The organism is Methylosinus sp. (assembly GCF_036560965.1).
In the GTDB taxonomy this organism is placed as follows: Bacteria; Pseudomonadota; Alphaproteobacteria; order Rhizobiales; family Beijerinckiaceae; genus Methylosinus.
On the sequence record NZ_DATBQF010000029.1, the window covers coordinates 64246 to 76474 of the forward strand.

Annotated in this window: 9 protein-coding genes and 2 pseudogenes; 7 read left to right on the forward strand and 4 right to left on the reverse strand. The window is 61.9% G+C overall.

What is annotated here, in order from left to right:
* Window positions 1-60 precede the first annotated feature (60 nt).
* Genes VIF40_RS09815 through VIF40_RS09825 form a run of 3 tightly spaced genes read left to right on the forward strand, consistent with a single transcriptional unit; the run spans window position 61 to window position 4435 of the window.
* Window positions 61-963: a hypothetical protein gene (locus VIF40_RS09815; protein ID WP_331937339.1), complete on the forward strand. Its 903-nt coding sequence runs from the start codon at window positions 61-63 to the stop codon at window positions 961-963.
* Window positions 960-2294: an HlyD family secretion protein gene (locus tag VIF40_RS09820; RefSeq protein WP_331937340.1), complete on the forward strand. Its 1335-nt coding sequence runs from the start codon at window positions 960-962 to the stop codon at window positions 2292-2294. Before VIF40_RS09815 ends, VIF40_RS09820 begins: the two co-directional genes overlap by 4 nt.
* Window positions 2291-4435, forward strand: a complete 2145-nt coding sequence (locus tag VIF40_RS09825; protein ID WP_331937341.1) for a peptidase domain-containing ABC transporter — start codon at window positions 2291-2293, stop codon at window positions 4433-4435. Before VIF40_RS09820 ends, VIF40_RS09825 begins: the two co-directional genes overlap by 4 nt.
* Before the next feature lie 47 nt (window positions 4436-4482).
* Here VIF40_RS09825 and VIF40_RS09830 read toward each other — a convergent pair whose 3' ends face one another.
* Window positions 4483-5721, reverse strand: a complete 1239-nt coding sequence (locus VIF40_RS09830) for a TolC family protein (protein ID WP_331937342.1) — start codon at window positions 5719-5721, stop codon at window positions 4483-4485.
* Between the two features lie 409 nt (window positions 5722-6130).
* Here VIF40_RS09830 and VIF40_RS09835 point away from each other — a divergent pair.
* Both VIF40_RS09835 and VIF40_RS09840 read left to right on the forward strand, forming a co-directional pair.
* Window positions 6131-6547, forward strand: a pseudogene (locus tag VIF40_RS09835) (IS21 family transposase); the annotation flags it as partial.
* A gap of 184 nt (window positions 6548-6731) precedes the next feature.
* Window positions 6732-6956 carry a helix-turn-helix transcriptional regulator gene (locus VIF40_RS09840; RefSeq protein WP_331937343.1) on the forward strand — a complete coding sequence of 75 codons (225 nt, stop codon included), beginning with the start codon at window positions 6732-6734 and terminating at the stop codon, window positions 6954-6956.
* A 286-nt stretch (window positions 6957-7242) separates the two neighbouring features.
* Here VIF40_RS09840 and VIF40_RS09845 read toward each other — a convergent pair whose 3' ends face one another.
* Both VIF40_RS09845 and VIF40_RS09850 read right to left on the reverse strand, forming a co-directional pair.
* The gene (locus VIF40_RS09845) at window positions 7243-8157 is read right to left on the reverse strand and encodes a dihydrodipicolinate synthase family protein (RefSeq protein WP_331937344.1); all 915 of its coding nucleotides are present in this window, start codon (window positions 8155-8157) and stop codon (window positions 7243-7245) included.
* 8 nt (window positions 8158-8165) lie between these two features.
* Window positions 8166-8618 (reverse strand): cupin domain-containing protein, encoded by a 453-nt coding sequence (locus tag VIF40_RS09850; RefSeq protein WP_331937345.1) that lies wholly within the window; start codon window positions 8616-8618, stop codon window positions 8166-8168.
* 111 nt (window positions 8619-8729) lie between these two features.
* Between VIF40_RS09850 and VIF40_RS09855 the strand changes: the two genes are divergently transcribed.
* Entirely contained in the window at window positions 8730-9632 is a 903-nt protein-coding gene (locus VIF40_RS09855) for a LysR substrate-binding domain-containing protein (RefSeq protein ID WP_331937346.1), read from the forward strand.
* A gap of 486 nt (window positions 9633-10118) precedes the next feature.
* On the opposite strand, the gene VIF40_RS09865 is transcribed toward VIF40_RS09855, so the two are convergent.
* Window positions 10119-10979: a LysR family transcriptional regulator gene (locus VIF40_RS09865; protein WP_331937347.1), complete on the reverse strand. Its 861-nt coding sequence runs from the start codon at window positions 10977-10979 to the stop codon at window positions 10119-10121.
* Window positions 10980-11168: 189 nt separating this feature from the next.
* Here VIF40_RS09865 and VIF40_RS09870 point away from each other — a divergent pair.
* A pseudogene (locus VIF40_RS09870) lies at window positions 11169-12116 on the forward strand (MFS transporter); the annotation flags it as partial.
* Window positions 12117-12229: the final 113 nt, after the last annotated feature.

Consider the following 12229-nt stretch of genomic DNA (forward strand, 5'->3'; position numbering starts at 1 on the left):
CCGGGCGGCTTTTCGGTCTTTGTTAACCCATTCCTAACTGCAAATAGCCATGTTCGAGCTATGACGATCGATCTCGCATTCGCCGAAGCGATCGCGCGGCTTCCGCTGCGCGCGAGACGGCGGGCGCTGAGATTGGCTTGGCGCGCGGCGGCTTCCGCGAAGCGTCTCCCCGATTTCGAAATCGATTCCGGCTTTCGCCGATTCCTGCGCCTCTCCGGCATCGAGGCGGAGAGGCTCAATCGCGAGGCGGTGTTCCATGATCGGCTCGTCAGCCTAGAATGGCTGGCGATGCTCCGACGAACGGTGCGGCAGCTCGAATCGGATGCGCGCTTCGCACACATCGACGGAGAAGATACGCTGGCGCATGTCGCAGCGACAGGCAAGCCCATCATTCTCGCCCCCATACACATGGGCTGCTTCGCGCTCGTCTTCGGCAAGATGATGCAACGCTTCTTTCACGACCGGCCTATGCTGATCCTGCGCGCCAGGGAAGATCGCGAGACGGAAACCGCCGTCATGCAGCGCATCGGCGAGATCGGAATTGACATGCGTCTGCTCAATGTAAAGGAAAAAGCCAATTACGTCGACGCTGCGCGTTTCGCGCGCAATGGCGCGGTCATCGTCTATTTCGTCGATCTTCCCGGCAGCTACGGCGGCTCCTTCGATGCGAGCCTGTTCGGCCAGCAGGTGAAGCTGGCGATGGGAATCGATTCCTTCGCTCGCATCACCGAGGGCATCGTCGTTCCTGCCCGCGTTCGCTCGACGCTCGACGGCGACGAGATGAGACTCGGCGCTCCGTTCGAATGCGCGGAGACAGGGCCCGCGGAAAAAGCGCGCGTCGCAGATATGGTGCGGCGCCACATCGAGCGGTCCGTGCTGGATGCGCCCGCGCAATGGTATTTCTGGTCGAGATTTGCAGAGTATCTCGATCACTCCTCCGAAAGCACGGCGGCCGCGCAATGACGGTGACCGACATTGACGCGCGCGCGCCGCGTACGAGACGCGATTCGGTCGAGCAGCCGAATTGCTTCGAAGGAGCTGTCGCCGACGATGACGCCAAGCCGTCGAGAAAATCGTTGGCGCGTCTCGGACAGACGATCGATCTCAGACAAAATCGGACCTCGACTCTCGTCGCCGCGCTCTTCGGCGCCATCGCCTGCACGGTCATCCTCGGGCTGTTCTTCGGACGATTTTCGAAAGCGGAGACAGTACGAGGAAGCATAGAAAGCACCGGCGGCTTTGCCCGCTTGGCCGCGCAGCGCAATGGCGTTGTCACGGAACTATTCGTGAAGCAGGGCGATACATTGTCGGCAGGCCAGCAGCTTTACGCCCTCAAGGTGCCGGAAACAACGTCCGGCGGCGAGAGCTCGATCGAGACGGAGCTGCGACGGCTGGCGCAGACGCGCGAGAACACGCAGGCGCAGATCGATCGCAACGCTGACTTCATCAAGAGGGCGCAGAGCCAGCAGTCGGAAATGGACAAGGAACGCGCATCGCTCTACCGCGCGCTCGAGGCGCAGGAGGAGACCGTCCGACGCGCGCTCGAAAAAGCGCGTTCTTCCGTCGCGCGACTACAAGCTCTCGTATCCAAAGGCTACGCCACCCGCGACAGTCTAGAGGCGCATGAGCGGACCGCGTTCGAATATGAGCGCCAGCTCTCGGAGGTGCGCGTGAAGCGAATCGATCTCAAGCGGCAGGAGCTCGAGAAGCGCCGCGAGATCGAGGCGCTGATCACGGAAAAAGCGGATCAGAAATCTGCAGCGCAGAATTCGCTCGCCTCCATCGACATTCGTTTGTCGGCCGCGAGCACCGAAAAGAAAATGGTAATACGCTCCGACATATCGGGACGCGTTCTCGCCGTTGGCGTCACCAGCGGAGAATCGGTCGAGGCGGCGCAATTCATTCTCGCTATCGGAAATCCCGACGCCCAACCGGTCATCGTCCTCGACGCGCCGGCGAAGGCCGTCGGCCTCGCCAAGGTCGGCCAGCGCGTCGTGTTGAAATATGACGCCTTCCCCTTCAAGACGTTCGGCATACATCAGGGGACCGTGACCTCCATATCCACAGCGGCGGTCCGTGGCGTTCCGAAGGAGAATGGCGGTGACATACGCCCGATCGAGAGGCAGTCGCATTACCGCATCGAGGTGAAGCCGGACGAGACGACCATCTTCGCCTATGGCGAACGCCAGCCGCTGACGATTGGAACGACGCTCTCCGCCGACATCGTTGTCGAGAAGCGCCGCCTCATCGATTGGGTTCTCGATCCGATCCGCGCCTTGCAGGGACGCACATGAGCTTTCTTTCGTTCGGCGGCAGCAAAAGCATCCATACGATCCTTCAGAACGAAGCGATGGAATGCGGCCTCGCCTGCCTTGCGATGATCGCCAATTATCATCATCACGACATCGGTCTTCCCTATCTTCGTTCCCTGTTTCAGCCCTCGCGCCGCGGCATGACCCTCGCCGAGATCGTCGGCGTCGCCGAACAGCTCGCGCTCGACGCGCAAGGCCTCGCGCTGACGAGTTCCTCCGATCTCGAAAAGCTGAAATGCCCGGCGCTTCTCCATTGGAACGGCAATCATTTCGTCGTTCTCGAGAAGGTCGTGCGCAATGCCTTCCATGTCCATGATCCCGCCTTCGGGTTGCGCATCTATGATCTCGAGGACATGGAGCGCCACTTCAGCGGCGTCGCTCTCGAGTTCGAGCCGCGCATCGACTTCGTTGCGATCAAACGACAAAATAAGTCCAGAATTTGGGAGGTATTCAAATCTTGCCGCGGGCTGGAAGGAACGATCGCGCTCATCACGCTCTTGAGCTTCAGCGCCAATCTTTTCTCTCTTACGACGCCGGTGCTTCTCGAGGTGGCGATTGATGACGTCATACCGCAGTTCGATCTCGACCTCTTGACGATCGTCGCGATCGGAATGGCTCTCTTCGTGAGCTTCGACGCCATTTCGAGATGGATTCGAGACACGATAACACTACGCGCTGCGACGATGTTCGAGACCTATTTCACGCGCAATGTCGTCGGTCACGCCTTTCGGCTTCCACTGAGCTTCTTCGAGCTGAGACATCCCGGCGATTTCATCACGCGCCTCACCTCGATCGATCATATAAAAGGTCTCGTAGCCGGTGGGTTCGTCACGGCGATCGCGGACGGTGCGATGTCCGTCATGCTCGTCGCCTTGATGTTCTATTATTCGACGCCAATGACAATTGCCTCGCTGCTGACGCTCGCAGTGGCGATCGCGCTACGCCTCGTCGCCTATCCGCAGATAGCGGCGCATACATCCGCGAGTCTCGACGCCCGCTCGGAGGAGCAGGGGCGGCTCCTGGACGGATTGAAGGGAGTGGCCGCGCTCAAAGCTCATAACGCGACCGAATTTTTCGCGCAGAGATGGTTCGACGCCTTCGGCCGTTTCACAAATCTGAGCTTCCGCACCCGCAAGCTGTCGATAGATACGGATCTCATTCTACACATCGTGTTCATGACGGGGACTGTCACGACGCTCTATATGGGCGTCACCGACGTCATGAAGAGCGTCGCCTCGGTTGGCGTGCTCTACGCGTTTTTCTCGCTGCGCGGCAGCTTTTTCCAGTCGATGAACGCGCTCATTCTAAATCTGCTGCAGATTTCGATCATGAAGATGCATTTCGCGCGGCTAGACGACATATTGGACGCCGAGCCGGAGCCCGGCGCCGGCAAGGGCGCGATCAACCGCATCGTGCGCCGAACCGTCGCGCTCGAGAATGTATGCGTTCGCTTCTCGGCCAGCGCCAAGCCGCTTGTGGAGGACATCGATCTCACTATCGATGTTGCCGCCGGAGAGTCGATCGCGATCGTCGGTCCGTCTGGCTCTGGAAAATCCTCTATCCTGAAATTGATCGGGGCGCTGGACAAGCCGTCACGCGGCCATTTGCTGATCGACGGTCAGGCGACGGAGGTTTTTGGCCTGAAAGAATACCGCTCCAACATCGGCGCCGTATTCGCCGATGACGTGCTTTTCTCCGGCACGATCGCAGAAAATCTTGCGCTGTTCGATCCGGACATATCCATGCGACGTATAGAAGAAGCGCTCGACACGGTCGGATTGCTCGACGACGTCTATCGGCTTCCGCAAGGCATGGCGACGCTCGTTTCGCAGGAGGGCGCGCTGTTGTCGACGGGCCAGAGGCGGCGGCTGCTCCTCGCCAGAGCGCTGTGTCGACGTCCGCGGCTGCTTTTGCTGGACGAGGTCACCGCAAATCTCGATATGCCGATGGAGGATCGGATGATGAGATCATTGCGCGCCCTTCCCGGCGCAAAGATTTTCGCGACCCATAGCGAGCGGGTCCTGACGCATATGGATCGCGTCTTCGAGATAAGAGACGGCGCCTTCCTCGAAAGAAAATTCAGCGAGTCCGCGGAGAGACCGCCGACCACCGCGGACGCGTGATCGTTCAGCCAAAGATCTGGCTGTCGCGCGCGCCGCTTGTGTTCTTCTCATCTATCGGCGGATGCCGCACTCATCGGCGGAGCGAGGCGACCGACAGCCGCGGCGAGCGCGAAGGCGAGCCTTTCGCGTTGAAACTCCATCGCTGCCTTCGCCACGCGCGCTTCGGTCAACTCCGAGCGAATATTGAGCACGTCGACGATCGTGCGTAACCCCGCTGAAAGCTCGACTTTCTGCGCAGCCACGGCTTTTTCGAGATCGGCGATGCGGCGAGCCATTTGCGCGATTTGTCGGATCGTCGAGAGACGCGCGACGAAAAGCGTACGAGCGCTGGCGATCGCCGAGCGTTCGAGATCGAGGCTTTCGTAATATTTCTGGCGCGCGGTGGCATTCATCCGGCCCACCGTTGAAAAGGAGCCGGGCTGATATAATGGCACTTTGAATAGTAGCTTCACCGTAGTGTCACGAAGGCGCGATTGCACGGAGTTCAAATTGGTTTCGTCGGTTCGTGACACCAGCAGATCGGCGGTCGGAAGAAATTGAGAATAAGCCGAGTCCGCCTCGTGCTTCGCGGCCGAGGCGTGGAGACGAGCGGCGCGTAATTTCGGATTGTCTTTCGCGACGAGCTGATCGAGCTCGTCGAGCGTGGCCGGAATGTCGTGTTTCGGCGCAGCGGGACGAGCCAATTCTTCGACCTTCGATCGCGTGAGCCGGGCGAGCTCGATTTCGGATGCGGCGAGCTCGCTCTGCGCCTGCTCATACGATGCTTTGGCGACGCTGACGCGGGAGTCCGCCAGTGCAGAATCCGCGAGCGTCGTATCGTGAACTGAGAGTTGCGCCTTGACCCTCTCCGCAATTCCGGAAATGTCGCTGATCAGGCGCCGGCGAAGCGAGAGGATTTCACGATCTCGGATCGTTGCCAGATAGGCGTCGGTCGCTTCGAGAGAGACGCTCTGCTTTTTGTCGGATTGCAGATGCAATCCAGCGTCTCGCTCATCTTGTGCGGCGAGCAATTCATTATATCGTTTGAACCCGTCGAACAAGGGCATAGAGAGCTGCAAACCATAGAGCGTCGGCTCGTTACGGGTCGAAATGTCGACGCCGTAGTAGCTGGATGTCAGCCAGGTATAATCGGGCGAATAGCTTATGCGGCTGTGCAAATTGCGGCTGTGCGTCCAGGTGACTGTCGGCAGAAACGCCTCGTAGGCTCCGAGCACGCGCGCGTCCAACGATTCCTGGCGGGCGATGTCGGCTTTGATCGAAAAGCTGCCGCGCAGCGACCAATCCATCGCGTCATCGATCGTTTCCTCAGCCCGCCCGGCCTGTGGAACGAAAAATGCCCATGCGATTGCTACGAATTGCAGACCGTCGAGGAGCGTGAGCCGGGATCGCCGGCTTCGAGAGCCGATCATCGTTCTCGTCGAAGAGGCACTCGATTTCACGGTAGGATCTCCGAGCTGGCGGTCCTAACCAAATAGGCGTTTATACTTAATTACTCCTTTATCCAGTGCGCCATCCGATTTGCGGACGTCCTGGTTCCAGCGCGCTTGCAGCGGCGTATCCGGCGAGTATCGGAGACAATATGACTCCAATCGTTCCGCGGCGCCGCGCGGCAAGCAAGGTGAGAGTCCAGCGTCAATCAGGATGAGAATCGCGGGGCCGGCTGAAGGGTCGGTTTTCGCTCGGGAGGACCGTTCGTTGCCCGGCCGCCATGTCACGACCGCCAGATGAGGCTCTTCTTGCAGTTCAGAAAATCCGATCCCGCCGCCGTCGCCGCGGCGAAAGCCGGCTTCAGCCCGACGACCGCCTATCGCCTATCGCCTGGAGATGGATCCCGGGCTTCCCTCCCAAAAGAAGGCGCCGCGCGACCGCTGACGGCCAGATCCGCTCGAAGACGTGTGGGACAGCGAAGTCGTCCCCATGCTGAAAGCGGCGCCCGGATTGCGGCCGATCGGCGTGTTCGAAGAGCTTCGCCGCCGGCATCCGGGGCTCTACTCCAGAATGCGCCGCACACTGGAGCGGCGCATTCGCAACTGGCGCGCCGTCCATGGTTCCGAGCAGGAGGCGATATTTCGCCAGGAGCATCCGCCGGGCCGCATGGGGCTCTCGGATTTTTGGGTTCTGCTTCCCTCTCGGTGCAGCAGATGGGCAACGGTGACGAGAACATCCTGCAATTGCTCGCTATTCAGACAGTCTCGGTCGCGAAGGTCCGGACGCTACGCCGCGCTACCGCATCAGACACGTTTTCGCTAAGTCTCAAATAGTTATAGCATGCTGCGTCCGTCGCTTTGCACCGAGAATGAAACAGAGACCGGTGACCGGCATGACGCCATTGCGGTATCTGACCGAGCTCCGCATGCGGCTCGCGGCGGAATGGATCGCCCGCGATCAGGTCTCTATCGACGACGCCGCACATCGCCTCGGTTATGGCTCGCAGTCGGCGTTCAGCCGCGCCTTCAAGCGGGTGATCGGGCGCGCGCCGGGATCGCTACGCTCTGGCGCAGCGAAGGCGCAGGAGCCGTAGGACGGGCTTCCAGGGCGCGAGCCGAAGACTTAGGCCTTCCTTGATCATCGCGCGCTCTGGACTGCTAACACGCTGAGCGGCGGAGCGACGGACGACTGCTGTAGAGAGCCAAAACGGCTTTGTCGCGAATTTTCCTCGCAGGTTGGTTGGTCAGGCGGCGCGCTTGAATCCTCGCGCGAAAGACCGAGCGCGACGCGCATGAGCTCGCCGCAAGTCGGAGGCGGCGAAGAATCGCCGCCTCCTCCTCGTTTGCCTGCGCGGGCGCGGCGCGGGCCAACTCCTCAGGTCACACCGCCGCCGGCTCGACGCGCAGCGCGGCGAGGAATTCGGCGAGCTTCTGGCGATCGGCCTCGGCGAGGGGCTTCAGCGGCGGCCGTGGCGCGCCGGCCGGCAATCCGCGCAGGGCGAGCCCGGCTTTCACCGTGGTCGGCAGGCCGCCCGCCACGATGAATCGCAGCACCGGCAGAATGTCGTAGAACAACGCCCGCGCGCGCACGATGTCGCCCGCCTGCATCAGATCGAACAGCCGCGACGGCCGATCATCGAGCAGATTGGGCGCGGCGGTGCACCAGCCAGCGGCGCCGGCGGCGATCGCCTCCAACGCCATATGGTTGGCGCCGTTGTAGAAGGGGATCGCGCCGTCCGACAGCTTGTGGATCGCGTGCATGCGATTGAGATCGCCGCTGCTCTCCTTGATGAAGCGCACCGTATCGAGCTCACGCACGAGCCGCACCAGAAACTCGGGCGACATGTCCACGCCGCTGGTTCCCGGATTATTATAGGCCATGATCGGCAGATCGGTCGCCGCCGCGATCGCTGCGTAATGATCGAATATCTCGGCCTCGGTCAGCTTCCAATAAGACACCGGAATGACCATCAGCATATCGGCGCCGATCTCGCGGGCGTAGCGCGCCTTGGCGACGGCGGCGGGCGTCGTCAGCTCGGCGATTCCGACGATCACCGGAACGCGGCCGGCCACCGTCTCGACGCCGAGGCGGGCGCCATGGCGCCACTCCTCATCCGTCAGATAGGCGCTCTCGCCGGCGCTGCCGAGAAAGGCGATCGCCGCCGGCTGCGAGCGCAGCAGATTTTCCGTCACGCGGCGGAAGGCAGCGGCGTCGATCCCGCTATCGGTCGAAAAGGGCGTGACCGGATAAGCGACGACGCCGCGAATCACATTGGTCCGAGTCGCATTGGTCATGGCGATCCTCACTCGGCTTCTTCGCGGATCGCGAGGCGACCGGCGTTCTGGAGCATGGGGGCGTTCTCGCAGGCGAGATAGCGCGCAGGCCTGTCGGGATCGGCGTTGACGTGATGGTGCCAGGCCCACACCGGAATATAGACGGCGTCTCCCGCCTCCCATTCGATGCGGCGGTCCTCGATCATCGAATAGCCGCGCCCCTCGAGCACATAGAGGATGGTCTCATAAGTGTGGCGATGGCGGTTGGAGCGGCCGCCCGGCGTGAGCCCGCCGACCGTGAGGCTGATGGACTGCGACGGTAGATCGATGAAATGCACTGGATGCTTGCGTTCGGCCGAATAGGCGGCGCGCGTATCGTCCTTCTCGACGCCGCGATGCGCGAGCCGCTCCGGCAAAATCACCTCGAATGTCGGCGGCGTCTTGTCGAAATCGGCCGAATGGAAAACCCGCTGGGCGGACATGGCCCGTCTCCCCTTTTGGTTGCGACAGCCTTTCTTCATTCGAATATGAGAATAGGTCCAAGACTTGTTTTCGATACCGAAAATAGGTTTTTCCTATGATATAGTAGTCCGATGGATTTTCGACGACTCCGCTATCTGATCCGCGTCGGCGAGGAGCGCAGCTTCACCCGCGCCGCCCGCTCGCTTAACGTCTCGCAGCCGACGCTCTCCCAGCAGATACAGGATCTCGAGGCGGAACTCGGCGTCGCCCTGTTCACGCGAACCGCGCATAAGGTCGAGCCGACCGAGGCCGGCCTGCTGACCATCGACTGTGCGCTCCGGGTGATGGCGGAGACGGAGCGGCTGCGCGAGGCCGTGCTGGAATACCGCGGGCTGAAACGCGGCCAGCTGCGCATCGGCGTGACGCAAACTTTCAATGCGCTCTATCTCCCGCGGATCGTCACTGATTTCGCGCGCGACTATCCGGCGATCGACCTCGAGATTCTGGAATTGGCCAATGACGAGATCGACGCCGGAGTCGAGGCCGGGACGTTGCATCTGGGTGTCGGCCTTCCCCGCGCACACACCAAAAGCCGCGCCGAGCCGCTCTACGCCGACACGCTGATGTTCGTCTGCGCTCGCGGGCACAGCTTGGCTGAGGCCGAGAGCGTCCCGGCGGCGCGCCTGTCCGAGGAGAGCATAGCTTTGCTCGGCCATGGCTTTCGCACGCGGGCGGCAGTCGACGACTATCTCGCGGAGGCCGATACGACGCCGCTGCGCGTGATCGCCTTCAATACTTTCGCGGCCATTCTCAATGTCGTCGCCACGGGCGATTACGTCTCGATCGTGCCCGCCGACGTGCGCCATGTGTCAGGACTCGTCTCGGGCGTCGCGGCGCTGCATTTCGCGCGGCTGGAACCAGGCCCCGGCAGCCGCACGATCTGCCTGCTGAGCGCGCCGGAGGACAGGACAACGCCGGCCGCGATCCGCTTCGCCGCGCGCATTCGAGATTATTTCGCCGCGACGAAGCGATGACGGTCAGAGCTGGCCTCGCCTGGACCGCGCCACGTGAAAATAAGCTCGATTCCTGCGGGGTTTGTTAGACGTGGGGCGTTTCGATGGTTCTGGACTGACGGCGTGAGCGGGACATAATCCTTCGGAGGGCGGAACCGGACGCCGGGATTCTGGGCGATGCCGAGCGTGGACGTTCTTTTCGAAGGACGCCATTTCGACCGCGAAATCATCGTTCTCTGCGTGCGCTGGAATCTGCGATACAAGCTCAGCGTCCGAGATCTCTCGTGAAAATGATAGCGGAACGCGGCGTGTCGTTCGCCCATACGACCATCATGCGCTGGGTTCTGATCCATCGCGATCGCCGACGTAGGGCGAGTATTGGACGTGTCCGACCTTCATCGTCATCGATAAGCTCGCGCCAGAACAGGCCTCAGCAACGTCAAAAGGAAGCCGGCGACACCGTCCGACATAGGTAGCCGGCTGCTGCGGGCGTTTGTCCCGCGCCCGCTATCCGGCCGTCGCACGGTGCTCCCGAAAGGCTGCAGCCAATGTCCGAAGCGCGGCACGCGATTTGGGATCGGTGAGCGTCGAGTGCAGCACGATCTCCGACGACGGCAGGCGCGGCAGCCTGAGGCGTTCGCCGATTTCGATGGCGCCGGGCGGAGCTAGGCGACAGGAAAAGATGGCCATGGCTAATCCGGCGGAGACGGCCGCCGCCACTGCCGACGAGCCGCCACCCAGGAATACTTCCGTCCAGGCGATGCCAGCCTCGTCGAGGGTGCGGGTCGCAATATCGCGCACGCCACAGGAAGGCGACAGAGCCGCCAATCGCAGAGGTTCGCCCTGCCGATGCTCGAAATTCGGCGCGGCGAACCATCCGAAATGTTCGGGGCCGAGGATCTCGCCATCACGCCGGTCGTCTTCGCGACGAATGATACAGGCGTCCAGTTCTCCGCGATCGAAGGCGTCGAGCAGCGTGCGCGAATTCTCCAGGCGGACCTCGATGCGCAGACCCGGATCATGCGCGTTGAGTTGCGCCAGAAGGGTCGGAAGCTCCGGTCCGGCCACATGTGCGGCGATGCCGAGCCCGAAGCGGCGCGGGGTCGCGGAAGCGAGCGCCGACAGCGCGGCTTCGTGCGCGGCAAGAAAGTCGCGAGCCCGGTCGAGGAAGACAGCGCCATGTGCGGAGAGCCGGACGTGGCGCGGCGTGCGTTCGATCAGCCGCTGGCCGATCCGCTCTTCCAGGCGACGCAGCTTGACGCTGATCGCGCCTTGCGTGACGCCGAGGGCTTCCGCTGCTCGCGTGAAACTCTGAAGGTCGGCGATGGCCACGAAAGCCTGCACCGACTCGACATCGAGGGATGCCATATCGACCATCCAGATTTGTTGTCTCTGAAATACTCAGCCATACCATTCTTATATCGTCAAGTTTCACCTACGATCAGGTCCATCGACAACCGTCGCTCGCAAGACTGCCGTGGCGCCCCGGCCTCTACCGCCGTGGGGCGACGACCGCGCGCGAGACGCCGAGTGATCTCGGCGCTGAAAGGCCTGATCATGTCCTTTGCTTCCTCGCGGCAAGGCAACCTTGCCTTGGCCGCCATCTGCTTGTCGGCTTTGATGTTCGGCTTCGAAATATCCAGCGTGCCGGCGATCCTGCCGACGCTGGAGAACGTCCTTTACGCCGATTTTCGAGAGCTCCAGTGGACGATGAACGCCTACACCATCGCCGTGGCGACAGTCCTCATGGCGACCGGCACGCTGGCCGATCGTTTCGGGCGCAAGCGTCTGCTCGTCGTGGCCATCGTTGCGTTCGGCGGCACGTCCGTCCTGTGCGGCCTGGCCCCCAACATGACCATCCTCATCGCCGGGCGCGCGCTCCAAGGCGCGAGCGGCGGCGGCATGCTGATTTGTGGGATCGCAGCGCTCTCGCATCAGTTCAGCGCGGCGGCCGATCGAGCCCGGGCTTTCGGCTGGTGGGGCATCGTTACCGGGTTCGGTCTCGGCTTCGGTCCGGTGATCGGCAGCGGAATCGCATCCCTGATGGGCTGGGCCTGGGTGTTTCTGATCCACGGTTTCATCGCCGTGCTGACGGTGATTCTCGCTCTGCGTGGTGTCCGGGAGTCGAAAGATCCGGAGGCCCGGCGCCTGGACCTTCCCGGCATCGCGACCTTGTCACTGGCTGTCTTTTGTGTCGCCTACGTCATCACTCAGGGCAGCGAACTCGGTTTCACCAGCCCGGTGGCGCTGGCGATCGTCGCCACAGCCACCCTCAGCCTCATCGCCTTCATCATTGTCGAGCAGATCACGCCGCACCCGATGTTCGATTTCTCGGTGTTCCGAAGCCGACCCTTTTCCGGAGCGCTGTTCGGCTCGATAGGCATGAATTTCAGCTTCTGGCCTTTCATGATCTATCTGCCGATCTGGTTTCAGGCAGGGCTCGGACTCGATGGTCTGACCACCGGCTTGGCGCTGCTCACCGTAAGCGGTGCGAGCGTCCCACCTCGAAAAAGTTTGAGTGACGCGCGATCCTCTTCAAGTGATTTGGCCAGAGGAGGGTCGGGCGTTGGATCATTCCATGCTTGAAGCCATGCATGAAGGCAGAACTTATCAACGGG

Bases quoted from the DNA above. Each gene is read 5' to 3' on its own strand.
- VIF40_RS09815 (WP_331937339.1), top strand. From the start codon at position 61: ATGACGATCGATCTCGCATTCGCCGAAGCGATCGCGCGGCTTCCGCTG.
- VIF40_RS09820 (WP_331937340.1), top strand. From the start codon at position 960: ATGACGGTGACCGACATTGACGCGCGCGCGCCGCGTACGAGACGCGAT.
- VIF40_RS09825 (WP_331937341.1), top strand. From the start codon at position 2,291: ATGAGCTTTCTTTCGTTCGGCGGCAGCAAAAGCATCCATACGATCCTT.
- VIF40_RS09830 (WP_331937342.1), bottom strand. From the start codon at position 5,721: ATGGATTGGTCGCTGCGCGGCAGCTTTTCGATCAAAGCCGACATCGCC.
- VIF40_RS09840 (WP_331937343.1), top strand. From the start codon at position 6,732: ATGAAACAGAGACCGGTGACCGGCATGACGCCATTGCGGTATCTGACC.
- VIF40_RS09845 (WP_331937344.1), bottom strand. From the start codon at position 8,157: ATGACCAATGCGACTCGGACCAATGTGATTCGCGGCGTCGTCGCTTAT.
- VIF40_RS09850 (WP_331937345.1), bottom strand. From the start codon at position 8,618: ATGTCCGCCCAGCGGGTTTTCCATTCGGCCGATTTCGACAAGACGCCG.
- VIF40_RS09855 (WP_331937346.1), top strand. From the start codon at position 8,730: ATGGATTTTCGACGACTCCGCTATCTGATCCGCGTCGGCGAGGAGCGC.
- VIF40_RS09865 (WP_331937347.1), bottom strand. From the start codon at position 10,979: ATGGCATCCCTCGATGTCGAGTCGGTGCAGGCTTTCGTGGCCATCGCC.